The organism is Cloacibacillus porcorum (genome assembly GCF_001701045.1).
Lineage (GTDB): Bacteria > Synergistota > Synergistia > Synergistales > Synergistaceae > Cloacibacillus > Cloacibacillus porcorum.
Genome location: NZ_CP016757.1, coordinates 731,972 through 748,112 on the forward strand (window position 1 = coordinate 731,972; position 16,141 = coordinate 748,112).

General features: G+C 49.9%; 21 protein-coding genes and 1 tRNA gene. 18 read left to right on the forward strand and 4 right to left on the reverse strand.

Annotated elements, in window-relative coordinates; translation table 11 throughout:
• The first annotated feature begins 65 nt into the window (after window positions 1-65).
• Window positions 66-713, forward strand: coding sequence for a lactate utilization protein (locus BED41_RS03275; protein ID WP_066743069.1), 648 nt, complete (start codon window positions 66-68; stop codon window positions 711-713).
• 94 nt (window positions 714-807) lie between these two features.
• On the opposite strand, the gene BED41_RS16070 is transcribed toward BED41_RS03275, so the two are convergent.
• Window positions 808-1,131, reverse strand: a complete 324-nt coding sequence (locus BED41_RS16070; RefSeq protein ID WP_168160219.1) for a heavy-metal-associated domain-containing protein — start codon at window positions 1,129-1,131, stop codon at window positions 808-810.
• Window positions 1,132-1,212: 81 nt separating this feature from the next.
• Here BED41_RS16070 and BED41_RS03285 point away from each other — a divergent pair.
• The 3 genes from BED41_RS03285 to BED41_RS03295 all read left to right on the forward strand — a co-directional run bounded on the left by BED41_RS03285 (window position 1,213) and on the right by BED41_RS03295 (window position 3,704).
• Window positions 1,213-1,300: transfer RNA gene (locus tag BED41_RS03285), tRNA-Ser, on the forward strand.
• A 134-nt stretch (window positions 1,301-1,434) separates the two neighbouring features.
• A complete protein-coding gene (locus tag BED41_RS03290) occupies window positions 1,435-2,688 on the forward strand; it encodes a tyrosine-type recombinase/integrase (protein WP_084002227.1) in 1,254 nt (417 codons plus the stop codon).
• A gap of 5 nt (window positions 2,689-2,693) precedes the next feature.
• Window positions 2,694-3,704, forward strand: a complete 1,011-nt coding sequence (locus tag BED41_RS03295; protein WP_066743074.1) for a hypothetical protein — start codon at window positions 2,694-2,696, stop codon at window positions 3,702-3,704.
• 219 nt (window positions 3,705-3,923) lie between these two features.
• On the opposite strand, the gene BED41_RS03300 is transcribed toward BED41_RS03295, so the two are convergent.
• The 3 genes from BED41_RS03300 to BED41_RS03310 are packed head-to-tail and all read right to left on the reverse strand — an operon-like array spanning window position 3,924 to window position 6,546.
• Window positions 3,924-4,484 (reverse strand): hypothetical protein, encoded by a 561-nt coding sequence (locus BED41_RS03300; RefSeq protein ID WP_066743076.1) that lies wholly within the window; start codon window positions 4,482-4,484, stop codon window positions 3,924-3,926.
• A gap of 10 nt (window positions 4,485-4,494) precedes the next feature.
• Entirely contained in the window at window positions 4,495-5,754 is a 1,260-nt protein-coding gene (locus tag BED41_RS03305) for a hypothetical protein (protein WP_066743078.1), read from the reverse strand.
• Window positions 5,755-5,787: 33 nt separating this feature from the next.
• The gene (locus BED41_RS03310) at window positions 5,788-6,546 is read right to left on the reverse strand and encodes a helix-turn-helix domain-containing protein (protein ID WP_066743081.1); all 759 of its coding nucleotides are present in this window, start codon (window positions 6,544-6,546) and stop codon (window positions 5,788-5,790) included.
• A gap of 146 nt (window positions 6,547-6,692) precedes the next feature.
• On the opposite strand from BED41_RS03310, the gene BED41_RS16900 reads away from it, so the two are divergent.
• The 14 genes from BED41_RS16900 (at window position 6,693) to BED41_RS03375 (ending at window position 16,137) form a co-directional block, all read left to right on the forward strand.
• On the forward strand, window positions 6,693-6,950 hold the full coding sequence (locus tag BED41_RS16900) for a helix-turn-helix domain-containing protein (protein WP_367593411.1): 258 nt from the start codon (window positions 6,693-6,695) through the stop codon (window positions 6,948-6,950).
• Window positions 6,951-7,048: 98 nt separating this feature from the next.
• On the forward strand, window positions 7,049-7,252 hold the full coding sequence (locus BED41_RS03320; protein ID WP_066743084.1) for a hypothetical protein: 204 nt from the start codon (window positions 7,049-7,051) through the stop codon (window positions 7,250-7,252).
• Between the two features lie 14 nt (window positions 7,253-7,266).
• Entirely contained in the window at window positions 7,267-7,461 is a 195-nt protein-coding gene (locus tag BED41_RS03325) for a hypothetical protein (protein WP_168160221.1), read from the forward strand.
• A gap of 1 nt (window position 7,462) precedes the next feature.
• On the forward strand, window positions 7,463-7,681 hold the full coding sequence (locus tag BED41_RS03330) for a hypothetical protein (protein WP_066743091.1): 219 nt from the start codon (window positions 7,463-7,465) through the stop codon (window positions 7,679-7,681).
• A gap of 104 nt (window positions 7,682-7,785) precedes the next feature.
• Window positions 7,786-8,010 carry a hypothetical protein gene (locus tag BED41_RS03335; protein ID WP_157102248.1) on the forward strand — a complete coding sequence of 75 codons (225 nt, stop codon included), beginning with the start codon at window positions 7,786-7,788 and terminating at the stop codon, window positions 8,008-8,010.
• Window positions 8,011-8,015: 5 nt separating this feature from the next.
• Entirely contained in the window at window positions 8,016-8,495 is a 480-nt protein-coding gene (locus BED41_RS03340; RefSeq protein ID WP_066743097.1) for a hypothetical protein, read from the forward strand.
• Between the two features lie 40 nt (window positions 8,496-8,535).
• Window positions 8,536-9,186: a hypothetical protein gene (locus BED41_RS03345; RefSeq protein ID WP_066743100.1), complete on the forward strand. Its 651-nt coding sequence runs from the start codon at window positions 8,536-8,538 to the stop codon at window positions 9,184-9,186.
• Complete coding sequence (locus BED41_RS16350; protein ID WP_157102249.1) at window positions 9,186-9,398, forward strand: hypothetical protein; 213 nt, start codon at window positions 9,186-9,188, stop codon at window positions 9,396-9,398. The genes BED41_RS03345 and BED41_RS16350 overlap by 1 nt, the downstream gene beginning before the upstream one ends.
• A gap of 1 nt (window position 9,399) precedes the next feature.
• Window positions 9,400-9,594, forward strand: coding sequence for a hypothetical protein (locus tag BED41_RS03350; RefSeq protein WP_066748893.1), 195 nt, complete (start codon window positions 9,400-9,402; stop codon window positions 9,592-9,594).
• A gap of 631 nt (window positions 9,595-10,225) precedes the next feature.
• Window positions 10,226-10,726 (forward strand): hypothetical protein, encoded by a 501-nt coding sequence (locus BED41_RS16705; RefSeq protein WP_229712384.1) that lies wholly within the window; start codon window positions 10,226-10,228, stop codon window positions 10,724-10,726.
• 6 nt (window positions 10,727-10,732) lie between these two features.
• Entirely contained in the window at window positions 10,733-13,027 is a 2,295-nt protein-coding gene (locus BED41_RS03360) for a VapE domain-containing protein (protein WP_066743106.1), read from the forward strand.
• A 356-nt stretch (window positions 13,028-13,383) separates the two neighbouring features.
• Window positions 13,384-13,830, forward strand: coding sequence for a sigma factor-like helix-turn-helix DNA-binding protein (locus BED41_RS03365; protein ID WP_066743109.1), 447 nt, complete (start codon window positions 13,384-13,386; stop codon window positions 13,828-13,830).
• A 302-nt stretch (window positions 13,831-14,132) separates the two neighbouring features.
• A complete protein-coding gene (locus tag BED41_RS03370) occupies window positions 14,133-14,762 on the forward strand; it encodes a terminase small subunit (RefSeq protein WP_066743112.1) in 630 nt (209 codons plus the stop codon).
• On the forward strand, window positions 14,755-16,137 hold the full coding sequence (locus BED41_RS03375) for a hypothetical protein (RefSeq protein WP_066743115.1): 1,383 nt from the start codon (window positions 14,755-14,757) through the stop codon (window positions 16,135-16,137). The genes BED41_RS03370 and BED41_RS03375 overlap by 8 nt, the downstream gene beginning before the upstream one ends.
• Window positions 16,138-16,141 lie beyond the last annotated feature (4 nt).

The window sequence follows — 16,141 nt, forward strand, 5'->3', positions numbered from 1 at the left end:
ATTAATATGAAATATATCATATAGTGGAGATAAGTATTAAACGTTTCTTCTAAAAGGGTGATTATATGAATACATCTGAGGCAAAGAAGGCCAGCAACCGGAAGCTTGGCGAGAGTGTATGCAAAGCGCTTGAGGCGCGCGGATTCTCCGCGCAGTACGCTGAAAGCGCGGAGGCCGCCTGCGAGCGGGCTCTTGAAATGATCGAGGAAGGCGCGACAGTCGGCATCCCCGGGACGGTTACGGTGCGTGAGATCGGTCTGATGGAGCGGCTTGAGGAGAAGGGCTGCAAGATATCCGAGCACTGGCTGCCGGATATGAGCCCCGCGGAGCGTACGGCGGCGCTGCTCGGCGAACTGCAGGCCGACTGGTTTGTGACCAGCGCGAACGCGCTGTCGATGGACGGCACGATCGTGAATATCGACGGGGCGGGCAACCGGGTTGCCGTGATGTCCTGGGCGCCCGGAAAAATCATCTACATCGTCGGCATCAACAAGATCAGCTCCGACGTCCATTCGGCGATAAAACGCGCGCGCGATATCGCCTCCCCGCCCAACGCGCTTCGTCTCGCGAGAAAGACCCCCTGTACGGCGACCGGCCACTGCATGGACTGCAACAGCCCGGAGCGGATATGCCGCGTCGTGACCCTGATAGAGCGGGCGCCGCTGGGCCGCGAATGCCACGTGATAATAGTCGGTGAAGAGCTGGGGTATTAAGCTTACTTAAAGGTATGTAGGAATATCGGTCTTTTGAATGTCAACGCTTTGCGCGGCTCAATGCCTCAAAGCGTTGACGTTTGTATATAAGGGGTTATATAAGCCCGGCGTTATGACCGGCTTCGCCGATGACGTACAGCAGCTTGTCGGCCTCCGCCTCGATGTCGACGACGACCTCTTTGCTCTTTAGGTCAAGGGATTTTACTCTGCCGCCTGCCTTTGAGACTGCCTCGCGTATCCTCTTTTCGCAGTGTTCGCAGCTCATATCGGGTATCTTCAGTTTGAATTCAGCCATGATTATCCATCCTCTCTCTTCATTTTCCGCGGCGCATCCTGTTCTCAATAGGGGCGCCCTTATTATCACGACGTCCGCGTTGCCGAAGGTGAAGCTATGCCGCCGCAGCTTTATCTCTTCCATTATCAACATCTCTCGGGTGTATTCTAACAAACGCCAGCTTGCATTAATAGAAAAAATCCCTTATAATTCACTACCGTAATTGGAGAGTTGTCCGAGTGGTCTATGGTGATTGACTTGAAATCAATTGGGTGTCACAGCCCCGGGGGTTCGAATCCTCCACTCTCCGCCATTCTGCTTTCTCTAGCTTGCTATAAGCTATTGCGTAATATTTGAGACCCCTGCTATAATCAGTCTGGCAGGGGTTTTTCTTGTGTATGGGGTGCTCTGGGCTGCTCTTGATTTCTCGCTCCTGCTTTTGTAAATGTGTTACTCAAATTGCTGTTTTGCGTTACGCAATTATTTTTTGAGTTACGCAAAGGGGGAGTCGAATTGCTTACGGAGATTTCTATACGGAGTTTTAAGCCCGGAGAGGTCCGGTATATGCGCGCCGACGGCGGAGGGCTTTATCTTGAGGTGCTGCCGAATGGTTCGCGGTATTGGTGGCTGATTGTTCGCGGGGCTAACAAGAAAACAAAGAAGTATAAGCTCGGCGATTATCCGGAGGTTGGCATTAAGACGGCCCGCGAGCTGTGTGTTTTGAAGCGGCGCGAGATTGGCCTGTCTGTGGGCAAGCCGCCGTCTGATTTACGGTTTGAGGAGCTTGCATGGGATTGGTATAACACAAAGATTATGCCGCTGCGTGAGAGTTACCGTAAGGACGTCAAGGGACGGCTTGAGAATCATGTATTGCCGCCGTTTATCGGCCGGCTTGCGGCTTCTATCACCGCTTTTGATATTTTGCCGGTGGTGAAGGGATTGGATAATGCGGGGTTTCATGATTCGGCGCGGAAGATTTTAGGGATTTACGGCCAGATTTTTCGTTACGGGATGCCGCCTATGGGGCCGATTATGGCGGATCCTACGGCGGGGATCGTGAAGCACCTGGCGCCTAAGAGTAAGAAGCACTTTGCCAGTCTCACGGACAGGCGCGATGTGGCTAAACTTATGAGGGAGATAACGATTTATCGCTCCGGACGCGTGCGCTACGCGCTGCTTTTTTCCGTCTATACTTTCTGCCGTCCCGGCGAGGTGGCGGAAGCGCGGTGGTCTGAGATCGATTTTACGCGCGCGGAGTGGCGTAAGCCCGGGGAGAAGATGAAGAACGGCGAGCCGCATATTGTGCCTCTTTCCAAGCAGGCGGTAGAGGCGCTTCGCGGCGAGGAGCGGCTGCTTGCCGCCTGCGGCGTGTCTTCGCCGTATGTGTTCCCTAATACCAGGAATCCGGAGAAGCATATGACTAAGGATACGGTGCGTGTTGCGCTGCGGTCGATAGGGTACTCGAAGGAGGAGCTGACGAGCCACGGGCTTCGCGCCATGGCGAGCACGCTGCTGAATGAGAGCGGCCTGTGGTCGATAGACGCTATAGAATTGCAGCTGGCTCATACGGATAAGGATCATGTGCGCGCGGATTATAATTTCGCCTCGAAGCTGCCGGAGCGGACGCGGATGATGCAGTGGTGGGCCGATGAGCTGGATCGGCTGCGGAGTAATGTTAAGGAAAAGGTTAAGAAGGATTGACTTTCATGTTAACTAAAATCAAAATAAAATCTATAACCTTGCTTAAGTGTGACATTAATAAAGTATTATTAACGGCGTTAATCATCGTTTTCTGCTTTCTATTTGTAGTCTATTGTTCGAATATTGAATTATTTGAAAAAAAGGAATTTTTGACCGTAGCAGTCATTCCTTTTTTTATTGGGGTTTTTTCTTCCCTTTTATTAGCAATTTTTATAAATTGGGGGCATGCACGGATAGAGAATAGCCGTTTAGTCTTAATACGGAATGAAGTACTACATCCAATTTTTTTCAGCCTTTCGTCGTTTTTCGCAGGAGTCGCAGATTGTGTTCTTTGTGAGAAAAAAAATCAAGGGATAATACCTGAAAAGGGAAAATATAATTGGATGGAGTGGTTCCAAGCCTTCTATGAGTTAAACGATAAAACTAATTTTGAATTTCACGGAGTTTTTGAGCGTAAAGAAAAATATATGGAAAATCTGAATGGCAAAGCCAGCGCTGTTGTATCTGAAATAAATGGAATTTTAATACAGAAAGAATCGTTATATTTGTCTTCGATTCTTACGCGTGATGAAATGCACCATTTAGAATGGATGAAAAATATATTTGGAGACAGAGGCAAATGTTTTCATGATGCAATGGATTATCATCATGAGATAAGTGCAATGAAAGAGTCCTTATATCTTATAATCAATAAATTTCCGGATCTTAATAAACTGAACGACATCAAGTTTGATAGTTATGGTATTTTATGGGAAGAGGAAAAATCGATGACTGTGATTGAAAAAATTAAAAGTATTAATCTTCACAATCATCGCAAAAAAGTAAAAAAGTATATAACAAATATTTTTCAGCCATTATTAAATTTGTCAATTGCACCTGTAACATTATCTGAAATTACTATTGCACGGCCTTATTTGGGCACATATTGCGGTTATGGAGTCTGTTTTTTGCTTGGTTGGTTTTTTTGTTTTGTTACCTTGAAAGTTATGTTAGTGCTTGAAAATTTATGTAGGTGATTATTTTGTTATCTGGATATAGAATGGCCCAAATTTGCTGGAGTTTTTTTGTCTTTTCTTCTGAGCGATAGGGCGAATTGTTGTATGAGCGAGAATACGGTACGGCTTGTGGTGCGTGCGATGGGCTTTGGGGAGGACGCGGATGATGCAGTGGTAGGCCGATGAGCTGGATCGGCTGCGGGACGCGAAGGCTGAGGAGGATATAAAGGAAGAGCCGTGTTAGATATCCCTGCCAAACCATTTATCACGCGTGTCTTTTTTAGTATTTAAAGAAGTGGAGTATATGTTTTTTCTTTTTTCTTTGATATCTAGCCGTTCAAGAACTTTCATTACCATAAAATAGTAGCAAATGAAGAGTATGATCTGTATAATCAAAAATATAAATAGAGTTATAATTATAATGTTGTCTTTAAAGAAAGTATAAATCACTGCAAGAGAAATAACAAAAATAATTACCGAGCCTATTCCTATCGTTGAGAATTCAAAAAGCCAGGAAAATAAATCATCCCCTAATTCTTTTATATTCGCTATGTTAAGGGGGCCTTTTACACTTTTATTAATCGTATTAAGATCTTTCCGCGCGATAAGACCAACAATAAGGAAGGACGCGAGGATAGTCATAAGGAGGCAATATACGGTAACCTTATCATCTTTTAAGTTTGTGTACACATATCCAAATACAGCTATCAAACCAAACACTAAGTTTACATATCTGTTTATGACAGTGTTTCTTAGTTCTATCAAACGCAGGTATATATTGATATCGTTTTGATCTTTCATAGCTGCTCTCCTATCCGATTTTCTTGAGTTCTTCTTCTAGGTATTTGGAGTTGTCGTCTGCGGTTTCTTTGGTGATGTAGCCTAATCGTTGTTGTTTTCTGTTTATGTGTAAAAATAATTTTTTTAGATCTCGACCTTCCATGTTTAACGTCCCTCTGTATATGCAATATCGGCCAGAGAGAATAAAATCCAACGCGAGCGAAGTCATTTGTGCATACATGAATTTTTTAGGTGTTATTTTTTCTTCTTTTATAATTTTGCATGCTTCATCTTGCTGTCTATTAATTATATTTTTTATTCTCTCAAAGAACCAATCTAAATCTGTAAACTCCGCCAATCGAGTAAATTCTTCATGTGTCTTTTGTGTAACCTCGTGACATTGTTTTATTATTTCATGTCTGGATGTGTGTGTTATATTTGTTGTTTCTGTTTTCGACGATGGAGAGCGGTGAGGAACGCCGTTAGAAGTCAATAGTTGAGAATATTTTTCATTCTCAGACGGTTGATCGTTTGCTGTGTCTTTTGTCGTGTTTGCGTCTTGTGAAATTACAGCACACGCAGAAACCGATTTTATAGCATTTACATATAAAAGAAGTTCAGATACGGCAACAATATCTCCTTTTCTGTCGATGCCGTTTTCTGCTCTAAATTTTAAGTATGTGGTACAAAAACTTATAACTAATTGACAAGCATAGTTGTCGATATCAAGGTGTTTTTGGATAATTTCTCCTGCTATTTCAAATGTTCTATCACAAATATAATCAGTGATGTCTCTAAATATAAAATCGCATTTTGAAAAATCCTTGGCCTTTTTAATTTTGAATATGCATTCGTTTAGGTCAAATAAAACCTGCATGCACATAATTTCATATTTAAACTCAGGATTGCCCTCTATGATGATATTACTGTATTTTGTTGGAGATGAAAATCTATTGGGATCCAATAGCCCGTCTTTTTTTATAAAGTGCGGGTCTAGATCCTTGTGTACATCCCAAAGAGTTGCTTTTTCTCCAGCTTTAATTTTTCTCATTACATGACTGTTGATTGAAAGCCCATCACATTCCAGGCTATTGCAACGTTGGTATATACAAGACGGATTGTTTTTACTTATTTTCTTGGGGATGCCTCCTTCTGTAAGCACATCCTCTGGTCTGGCGGTAGACTTGGATATGTTTTCGCGGTGGAGATTTTTTTCTTTTTCTGTTGCTCTCTTGTTGTTGTATATTATTAAAGCGATTACCACTCCTGCAAGTATAACAAGATAGAGCATTTTATACACCTCATTTATATTGATAGATGTAGATTATGCCGTCTTCGCCGATTCTATATCTTTGGGACTTTCTTTCTCAAGCGTTTTTATGCAGCGCTTGAGGATGGATATTACTATGTCTTTTTCATCATCATCAAAGCACCAGGCTGTCTGGTCTAAAAGTTTGTTAAACCGTGCCAGTTCTTCGATGACTTCTCCTGGCAGAACTTCTGGGCTACCTTGTGATATTGTGTTGGATATAGCTTCCTGTCTCTGGTGGCATTTCTTCATTAAGGGCATGCCCATTCTCCTTATTTGTTCTCGCTGTTTTATTTCCTCTGGAGAAAGTGTTTTTTCTGGGATGAAACCGCAGAGTAGAGAATATTCGCCAGGGCCAGGGGCTATTCCCTTATCTAACAGTTCCTCAAGTTTTGGGGAGAGGAGGTTCATTTTTTTTAGTTGTTCTTTTGTTGGTATTTTTATCCCCGCTTCCCAATCCCTTACTGTCTCTGGCGATACTCCTATATCTACAGCGAGTTGTTCTATGGTGTTATGAAAAAGTTGGCGGCGCTCTTTTATGACGTCTTTTAGTTCCTTTTGGTTTGGCAACATTTTCGATGTTTCTCCCATTAGGTATGCGACAGAAACCCCCAAGACCAAAGCAAGCTTTGCGAGATCTTCTGCTCGGGGCATCCGTTTACCTGTTTCCCAGCGCGATACGGTATCTAAGGAAACGCTTATCTTTTCTGCTAATTCTCCTTGGTTCATTCCGTAACGCTTTCTTGCTTCTCTTATTTGTTCTCCTACATTCATTGTTATCACCTTTTCTGTAATTTAATTCTACCAAATGGCAGGCCTACTTCAATGCGCACTATAGTCTAATTTATTAGACTATATAGCCTTGACGGATATAAAAAATCTGTGTATTATTCGATCATATAGCATAAATAGAGGTGATGATGGTGTCATGTATTAAATTTTATCGCAAAAAAGCAGGACTTACGCAAGGACAGCTTGCAAAATCTATGGGGGTCTCTCTTGATACAATTTCAAGATACGAGACAAATAAGAGAGAGCCACGTGTTTCTGATTTACGCCGAATGGCCGATATCCTCGGTTGTACGCCGATTGAGCTTATGATGGAGTCGGAGGCAAACCCTCCTATCCCCCGGAAGGTGGCGAAGATGCGGGGGTCCGGGATGGCGGCGGTGGCGTAGGGATTCAAGATGCGGAATGCCGGCCCGGAGCCCGGTTTGACGAAAAAGAGGTTATTAGGCTGGAGCTGGTGATCCGGCGGGAAGGAGGAGTAGAGGTTATGAACGGTAATAATATGTACGGCAATGTGGATCAAGGCGGGATTCGTGTAACAAAGCTGGTTTATCCGGATAAGAGCGTGGCTTTTGAGATCGCGGGGCGTTCGGCTGCCGTGAGTTCACGGCGCGAGCTTGAGGAGTTTCTGGCTAGGGTGTTCGAGGAGACTATGGATACGTTCAGGTTTAAGGACGACGAGGTTTTGTAAAAGAGATGGCAGATGTGTTGGTATCAGATAAGTGCATGTTGACGACGGAACAGATAGCGGCGGCGGAGCGGGTGCGTGACCGTTTGCTGGATCTCAAAGACGAGATGGACGAGGATTATGCGCGTACTAAAGCGATGTTTCAGGCGGTACGGCTGTTCGACTCGCTGGGGCTGCGTGATGTGGCCGACGCTTTGGAGGAGTTTGCTTAAGATGATGACACAGGCAGAGTTCAATTCTTTAGGGGTTGTGACAAAGGCGGTTCTAAGGGCGATGGCCGCCACCGAAGGTGATGCGAAGCTGTCAGCCGCAATGACCGGATCTTCTGTGCGGAGCGTGCAGAGTATTATGTGCAGGATGCGCAAGCGTTTTAGCATGTCACAGGCCGATTTGCTCGACGCGGTGAGGAACAGGACGGAGCTTGAGGATTGAGCTGTTTCCCTATGTCGTATTCGCAGTACGACATAGGGAGTTTCAACAGCTTTGAAAGTATGTGTCCTAACATTCTATCACGATTTTGGATTGGAGGCGTTGTTTTGAGCACTGTTTGCCGGATGGTCGCTTTTTGCAGCGGTGATTTTCACGAGAAGAAGCATGTTTTTGAGGAGCGGCTTAGTTGCGCGCCTGCCAGCGAGCTGCGCGCCATGGCGCAGATAAAGCTTGGCTGTAATTTTTGTCTTGAAAAGGAGCTGGACGATAAGGGGTTATGCCGTTGGCTGAAGGTGCATTATGCACCGCTAAGAAAGGTTACCAGGGGGTGAAGTAGGTGGGCGCAAGTTTTACTTATAATCCCAGTTTTGGGGTGAAGATCACGGTCGGGCTGCCGAGGCATGTCGGCCGTGATGTCGGATTTGAGATTTGCGACGCCATTGACGCTTTGATTGAAGAACGGTGGGGGCAAGGTCAGCGATCTTCAATCAGGCCCAGCGAGACGGCGTCTTACCCCAGTATTGAGCCAGAGACGACGAAGTCGCCGGCGGAGAGAACGGCGCTTAAGGGTGGCGCCATGCCTGAGATGCGGTTTGTTCCGTGGCCGGAGTCTGGCCCCGTGACGCTGAATATGGTGGTGAAGGCCTGGGATATCGGCAAGAGTACGTTTCGCAAGCGGGTCGCTGAGGGGCGGATCGCGATGCCGGAGGTTATTGAGGGGCGCAGCGGCTCGGACGAGAATGTCTGGGCGGCGGAGAAGATCACCAGCCAGCTTAAGGCGCTCGGCATCATAAGGCGTTACGAGGCGATTGATTAGGACTGTTGGGCGATGTATGGCCAGGAGGAGTTTTTGGGTGATGTTTGATTTTAAATTTGATTTTCTCACTCCGGAGCAGAATAAGCAGCTCTCGGAATCTATAGAGTTTCTTGTCGGGTTGGAGATAGACAAACTCCGCAGTGATAATGACGCGCTGCAAAAGCGGTGTGCGGAACTCGACGTGCGTTGTTCACAGTTGAAGAGGGCCGAACGCGAACGCGAGGCGCAGCTTGAAGTGGCGAAGGAACGAATATCGGAGATGAATCTCGAGCTTATAGATTCATACCGCGCCAATGTGACGTTGCGCGAATCTCTTGAGAAGGAACGCGAGCACGTAGTGAAGCTTTCGGCCCCGCGCCCGTCCGAGGTCGATGCGCAGGAGCTGAAATCCCAGAACAAGGTGATGGCCGGGGTGATCGAGAAGCTGAAAGAAGAGCTACGCGCGGCGAATTGCAAGGCCAACTGTGTGCCAGCTCCGACGGACGACCGTGAAAACGCCATTGCCGCCGGTATAGCCAAATACAGAAAGCTCGCGTATGGCACAAACAATGAGTTGCGCGAATATAAGGATTTTACCAAACGGCTGATAAGGACCATGGAGACGGCTCCGGAATCCGCGAAAAAGGCAGATACGAAAGAGTGGTCGATGCTTAAGCCGGAAGCCGTGGGAGACATTGGAGGCCCCGCGTGATGAGAGGCCATAAACTGCGAATGAAGATCGCCGGTATTCTGCGGCGGGTGTTGTCCGGCGAGCCAGCGTTTTTCGCGGTGTGCTGCTGTTATAACCGTGAGGCGTATGTCGGGCGGGAGCGTCCGGATGTACGCCCGCTCGGTGTGCTGCCTTGCCGGCGCTGCCATAAATACGCTCACGGCTGCTGGGGGCCGAGGGTGGAGGTACGGTAGGTTGCCTGCGCCTGAATATGCTCTGTACCACGGAGATATTTTTATCGACATCGGTACGATCCCACAACTGGCAAGACGGCAAGGCGTAAGTCCTCATACTATTCGCTTTTATAAGGCGCCGTCATATTTGAAGCGCATCGAGCAGCGCAATGCTCTGGATACGGCGATGATACTGGTTAAGATCGAGGAGGATTGACATGCCGATAGGTAAACGAAGGAAGAAAGGTACAACATCGTCCGGCTCCACCGGCGGGGCTGAAAAGGGCGCCAAGCGGATATCAAAACGGGGGGGGCGAGGAAGGAGCCTCCTGTACGGCTGCCTGTGCGGCATGATATGTGTCCCGTCGGCTGCTCCAAGTTGCTGTTGGGTGGCACGGAAGACGGCTGCGGTTTTGTCTGCCGTGATTACGGCCAGCTTAAGACGCACGAGGACGGCGGTCCTGTGATGAGTGTCAGGTGCGATGACAATTCTTAGGGTGTTCCCCCGTGCGACGTCTTTCACGCCGGTCCCTACGGAAGAGGACAGACATGTTTTTATCGGTGATCCTCCATTGGATTGTTTTATTCCTGAGGATGTCTCCGAGATCCATGTAAGTGTCTCTTTTAGCTGGGATATCCCTGAGGGCGAACGTCTTGCGAAAGCATGGGAGGCAAAGAGGATCGCGCCTGTGCATTTAGGCGGTCCCGCCATAAGCGGTTATCCCTCAGGAGACGAGTTTATTCCAGGGCGGTATCTGCGCCATGGCGTCACTATAACGTCCCGCGGCTGTCCGAATCATTGTTGGTTTTGCATGGTTCCGCGTATAAGTCCCGGCGGGCTGCGTGAATTGGAGATTAAGCCCGGAAATATCGTCCAGGACGATAATCTGCTGGCGTGCAGCGAGCAGCATGTCCGCGCGGTTTTTAAGATGCTTGAATCTCAGGCGAAGGTGATCCTCTCCGGAGGGTTGGAGGCGGCCAGATTAAAGCTATGGCATATGCCGCTCTTTGAGGCGGCGAAGGTTAAGGAGGCGTTTTTCGCCTATGACCGCCCGGAGGAATATGATGCCCTTGTCTACGCCTCATATGTATTACGGTCGTCAAGCTGGTACAGGCCCGGTAAGGCTAGATGTTATATCCTCGTTGGTTTTAGTGGAGATAGTTGTGAGAAGGCGGAAAAGCGCTGCATCGATGCGCTTAGGCTTGGATTTTATCCATTCGCGATGTTTTATCGCGACCAGGAGGGCCGCCAGGTGAAGGATGTCGAGTGGCGTCGATTCATGCACACCTGGTGTCGCCCGGCGGCGATCGCAGCTACCGCGAAAAGGCTTGGTATTGGCAGTAAATAGAGGCAGGTGAGGGCGCTGGATTACAGCGTAAGCGATATAGAGAGGGATTTTTTGGATTTCCTCGGCTCAGAGGGGATTTATCTCGCGGATAATAAGGGGCTGAAGATCGACGGCCGCAAGCACCGCGTTACGCTTTCCGGCGACAAGCGCGGCTCTAATAACGGCGAGTATAAGGTCTTTGCCGACGAGTGGTTTCGCGGCTGGCTGCATAATTGGAAGACGGACGAGTGGTATATGTGGGATCCGCATAAGGACGGAGGCGTCTCTTCCGGCTCTATGTCCGCCGAGGAGAAGCGGGCGCTGGCTGAGAGGTGGGAGGCGGAGAGGGCCGAGCGTAAGCGGCAGGAGGCTCTCTCCCGCGCCCAGGCTTCGGAGCTCGCACGCCGGAAGTGGGAGGCGTCTACACCGGCCGACGTCACGCACGGTTACGCGGCCAAGAAGGGGCTCGGTGATGTTTTTGGAGCGCGCCTGCTGGGCAGCGAGCTTGTTTATCCGCTCTTTGACCCCAGCGGCGAGATCGTCAATATCCAGACTATTACCGCGCAGGGTGTGAAGCGTCCGCAGACTGGCGCGCCTATTGCCGGCAATTTTGGCCTGCTTGTCGCGCGGGGGGAGGTATTTAAAGGGGTAGAAGAGCTTCCCCTTGCGGAGAAAGAGAGCTTTTTTCAGACGGAGCTGCGAAGGCTCACCGCCCGCGTCTGGATCGTCGAGGGTTGGGCGACGGGCTGCACCGTAGCGGAGGCCACGGGAGAGAGCATAGTAATTGCCCTTAACTGCGGCAATTTGCTGCCGGTGGTGCAAAATGTCCGCCATCTTTTTCCGGAGCGCGAGTTTGTCATAGCGGCGGATAATGACCACCGCTCGCGCGGCAATCCCGGTCTGCACGCGGCGCTGCGGGTTTTTGAGGAGACCGGCGTCCCCTATGTTTATCCAGATTTTGACGAGGATGACGCAGGTACGGACTGGAATGACTACGCGGCGAAGCACGGCCTTAAAAGATGCCGCGCTGTGATGCTGCGTAAGCTGGCGGCCTTCAAGGATAAGGGGCTTTATAAGCTGAAGCATTCGGAGCCTCAGTTTGTGGATCTCTCAGAGAGCGGCCGGCCTTTGGGTACGGTGGAAAATTTGCGGGCGCTTTTAGCCTTCGCGGGCATGTCGGTGGAATATGACGAGATCAAGAAGGAGGAGGTCTTTACGATGCCTGGGCGTGTCTGGTGCGGCGATAACGCCAAGAACGCCGCGATCGGCGAGATACTCTCTCTCTGTTCGCGCTGGCGGATGCCGAAGAGCGATATTGAACCTCTCATCTCGAACATCGGCTCGCAGAATATCAGCAATCCCGTCAAGGACTGGATACTCTCCGAGCCCTGGGACGGCATGAATCGTATCCAGAATGTCTATGACTCGCTTGTAGAGGAGAAGGATTTTCCGCGCCCCTTCAAAGAGACGCTGGTGCGCCGCTGGCTCATCTCCGGAGTGGCCGCCGTCTTTATGAAGCGCGGCTTCCGCTGCCGTGGCGTGCTGACCTTCGTCGGCGGACAAGGGATAGGCAAGACGACCTGGTTTCGCACGCTCTTTGGCAGGGATGATTTTTTTTCGGAGGGTGTCGGCCTCAACCTTAAGGATAAGGACAGCGTAAAGGCCGCCATCTCTGCCTGGGGGGTGGAATACGGCGAGCTGGAGGGGACTTTCAACCGCTCCGAGCTGCCGATCCTCAAGGCGTTTCTCACTCGCGGTTCGGATAAGATGCGTATGCCCTGGAGCCGCAAGGAGTCGGATTTCCAGCGTCGTACGATTTACGGTGCGACGGTGAACCAGAGGCAGTTTCTTATCGACGATACGGGCAACGCGCGCTGGTGGTGTATCCCGCTGGCGAGGATCACGGCGCTGGACCGCGGCGAGATGCAGCAGATGTGGCGCGAGGTCTATGAGCGCTATTACCTTATGTACCTCAAAGAGCCTAAAAACGAGGATTGTCAATGGTGGCTGACGAAAGAGGAGGACGCGCTGCTTGCGGAACGCAACCGCGAGTTCGAGGTTCCCTCCAGCGTCGAGGAGATAATCGCCTCACGCCTTGAGTGGGAATGTATGCGCGAACTGTGGGAGCTGAAGACGACGACGCAGATCCTGCACGAGTGCGGCTATCCTCCGGGAGACATAAAGACCGGGACTTTGATCAAGGCGGGCAAGGTGCTGGCGAAGCTCACCGGCGAAACTTCAAAGCCGATGGGGCACGCCAATGCGAGGATGTGGCGCGTGCCGCCAAAGAAGACTGTCTTTGCGGATATTGTCAAATTATGATGTGAGCACATAAGCCGCGAACACTTTAAATAGTAAGTTAAGAATGTTCGCACGAGAAAAGACGGTAATAGCAATGGCGCGCCGCGGGGTGCGCGAGCAGATGGATAATCTGTTCGCAAATGTGTTCGCACAAAAAAATCTTTGCTATCAGAGGGGATAACTGTACCCTGCGAACATGTGACACGAAAAAAGCGCTATAAATAGAATTTTTTACCTTTTAAATGTTTTTCTAAAATCAAGGGGTTTGTGTGTTCGCAATGTTCGCAGTCAGGTTTTTATCAGCAATGGCAAGGATTGAGGGGCGCGAACATATTTGCGAGCATATCGCGAACAAATAGAGGCGGGGAGGCAAGAAGATGAGCTCATATAAGCACCGGATGGCCGAAGGAGCTATCAAGGATTTTCCGAAGATCAAGCAGGACTATGACAGCTATAAGCTTATGCTGGACGCCAGGGCGCTTGCCGGCGGCGGCTGTATTTTCGACGAACGGGTGGACGGCGGCGGAGTTTCCGACAGCGCCGGCGAGAGGTATATGGATCGGTATAACGATCCTGTGCTGCGGAAGCTTCAGGCTCTTGTGGAGGGAATCTATACGGCTTATTACGAACTGCCGCCTGCCGAACGCAGAGTGATTGCCTTACGCTACTGGCAAAATCTTGATGTCCCCGATGTCGCACATGAACTTATGTTCAGCGAAAGTAATGTTTACAGGTACACCCGCAGCGCGCTCAGCTATCTTTATCGGCAGATTTTAAGCGTTCAGCCATTACTTGAAGACTGGAGAACGGGCGGGTTAAAATGAACTCCAACCGCTATTGTTGAGAAATTGTTGAGAATTTTTTCTCAAGTTATCCACATTGGTCAAAGTTTTGTGCTGCTGTTATGCCCGCGTTTTTTTGAGTTCTCTAGTGTGTTTTTCTGTACATTGGTCAAAAAGTCAAAGGTCAAATTGTGTCTGAATTGTTGCAAATTTTTTCGCAGGATTTTCTGCTATACTTCTCTATAGTGGCATAAACAGATATGGCGAACAGAGAGCTGCTTCTCATCTGAGAGGTGGCTCTTTTTGTTTGCCTTAGATCATCTTGCAGAAAGGAGGCGGTACGGATGGCGCTTAGCGAGATGCAGGAGCGTTTTTGTCAGTTTTATGTCGGTGAATGCCGGGGCAACGGCACTGAGGCAGTCGTCCGCGCCGGGTATACTGAGAATAGAAGTTCTGCCGCTGTTATTGCCAGCCAGAACTTAAGGAAGCTTAATATTATCAGTCGTATCAAGGATTTAAGACGTGAAGCACTCGAAGCCTCCGGCTTTGATAAGGAGCGGGTTCGTGAGGCGATAATGCGGCGAATGATGGGGATCGTGAGCACGAGCCTGACGGATATCGTGCATATTTCACCCAGCAGGGACGATCCTCACCGCAGAGAGATCTTAAAAGAGCTTGCCGAGAAGAACGGCGGCCAGCAGATACTTGATTTCGGCGAGCTGCTTTTTGTGCCGACGACGGGGCTGACCGATGAGGCGGACGGCGCGATCAAGAAGTTTAAGGCGATTCAGCCGACGGAGCATTCCGACGGCGGTCTTGAGGTGGAGATGCACGACCCCATTGCCGCCGCGCGTCTGTTGGCGGAGATATCGGGGCTCAAACAGCCGGATACGGAGGTAAACGTGAATGTCTCTCCGGCGGTGATTTTACAGCAGGTGGAGGCCCGCCAGGCGGGGGCGAGCGCCAATGGATAACGGTCTTGTAGAACTGGTGGAGCGCTGGCGTGATTCCCCTCGCGATTTTGTGATCGAGTGTCTTGGCGCAACGCCTACGGAGCAGCAGCGGGCTGTGCTTGATACGCTTGCAAGCCCGGGCGCTAAGATTACGATTCGTTCCGGGCACGGAACTGGAAAGAGTACGCTGTTTGCCTGGACTGCTTTGTGGGCGCTTTGCTGTTTTTTAGATGTTAAGGTTCCGGTTACGGCTCCTACGGCGCACCAGCTGTCGGATATTTTATGGGCGGAAATTAAGAAATGGCACGGGAGTATGCTTGAGCCGTGGAAGAGCGCTATTAAGTTTAAAGCAGATAAGATTATTATGGAGAATTCGCCTGGGTTTGTGGCGGCACGTACCGGAAGGAAGGAAACGCCGGAAGCTTTGCAGGGGTTTCACGCGAAGAATTTAATTTTCCTCATAGATGAAGCGTCCGGCATTCCGGAGCAGGTTTTTGAGACTGCAAGAGGTTCTCTTTCGACGCCTGGGGCACGTATCTTAATGGCGGCGAATCCTACACGTCTGACTGGATATTTTTACAATTCGCATCACAAGAACCGTGACTTATGGTCGCGGTTTGTTTTTTCGTGTATCAACAGTCCCAACGTGGATGCTGAATATGTGAAGCAGATTGCCGAGGAGTACGGGGAGGACAGCGATATGTACCGCGTGCGCGTGCTGGGGGAGTTTCCGCACGCCTCTGTCTCGCAGTTTATGCCCGGTGACGTCGTAGAGGCAGCGATGGGGAAGCATCTGCGGGAGGATATGTATGGTTTTGCGCCCGTCGTCATCGGCGTCGATGTGGCGATGTTTGGCGGCGACCGCAGCGTTATCATGCTTCGCCAGGGGTTATATTCAAATATTCTCTATCAGGTGCGTGGGAATACGCCGGAGACGCTGGCGGCTCATGCGGCCAGGCTATATGACGAGCACAAGGCCGACGCGCTCATCGTGGACGCGACTGGCGTTGGCGAGGCGGTTATGTCGAGCCTCCGTCTGATGAACCGCTCTCCCATCGCCTTTTACGCCGGCGAGAAGTCTCTTTTGCCGAACTGTGTGAACCGGCGCGCGGAGGTTTGGTACAAGATGCGCGAGTGGTTTAAGTTGGGCGGGGCTATACCGGATAATTCGGATTTACGCGACGACCTGGTCGGCCCGGAGTTTCAGTACACCGCCGGCAGCAGCAAGATTCAGCTGGAACGCAAGCAGGATATGGCGAAGCGCGGACTTGCCAGTCCGGATCTTGCCGACGCGCTGGCGATAACTTTTGCCGCCGACGTGCTGCCCAGGTCGTCGCACAGCGGCACCGGAGACGGCGGCGGGTGGGCCGACGATGATTATGACGTTTACAGTTAGGAGG

Bases quoted from the DNA above. Each gene is read 5' to 3' on its own strand.
- BED41_RS03275 (WP_066743069.1), top strand. From the start codon at position 66: ATGAATACATCTGAGGCAAAGAAGGCCAGCAACCGGAAGCTTGGCGAG.
- BED41_RS16070 (WP_168160219.1), bottom strand. From the start codon at position 1,131: ATGGAAGAGATAAAGCTGCGGCGGCATAGCTTCACCTTCGGCAACGCG.
- BED41_RS03295 (WP_066743074.1), top strand. From the start codon at position 2,694: ATGTTAACTAAAATCAAAATAAAATCTATAACCTTGCTTAAGTGTGAC.
- BED41_RS03300 (WP_066743076.1), bottom strand. From the start codon at position 4,484: ATGAAAGATCAAAACGATATCAATATATACCTGCGTTTGATAGAACTA.
- BED41_RS03305 (WP_066743078.1), bottom strand. From the start codon at position 5,754: ATGCTCTATCTTGTTATACTTGCAGGAGTGGTAATCGCTTTAATAATA.
- BED41_RS03310 (WP_066743081.1), bottom strand. From the start codon at position 6,546: ATGAATGTAGGAGAACAAATAAGAGAAGCAAGAAAGCGTTACGGAATG.
- BED41_RS16900 (WP_367593411.1), top strand. From the start codon at position 6,693: ATGGTGTCATGTATTAAATTTTATCGCAAAAAAGCAGGACTTACGCAA.
- BED41_RS03320 (WP_066743084.1), top strand. From the start codon at position 7,049: ATGAACGGTAATAATATGTACGGCAATGTGGATCAAGGCGGGATTCGT.
- BED41_RS03330 (WP_066743091.1), top strand. From the start codon at position 7,463: ATGATGACACAGGCAGAGTTCAATTCTTTAGGGGTTGTGACAAAGGCG.
- BED41_RS03345 (WP_066743100.1), top strand. From the start codon at position 8,536: ATGTTTGATTTTAAATTTGATTTTCTCACTCCGGAGCAGAATAAGCAG.
- BED41_RS16350 (WP_157102249.1), top strand. From the start codon at position 9,186: ATGAGAGGCCATAAACTGCGAATGAAGATCGCCGGTATTCTGCGGCGG.
- BED41_RS03365 (WP_066743109.1), top strand. From the start codon at position 13,384: ATGAGCTCATATAAGCACCGGATGGCCGAAGGAGCTATCAAGGATTTT.
- BED41_RS03370 (WP_066743112.1), top strand. From the start codon at position 14,133: ATGGCGCTTAGCGAGATGCAGGAGCGTTTTTGTCAGTTTTATGTCGGT.
- BED41_RS03375 (WP_066743115.1), top strand. From the start codon at position 14,755: ATGGATAACGGTCTTGTAGAACTGGTGGAGCGCTGGCGTGATTCCCCT.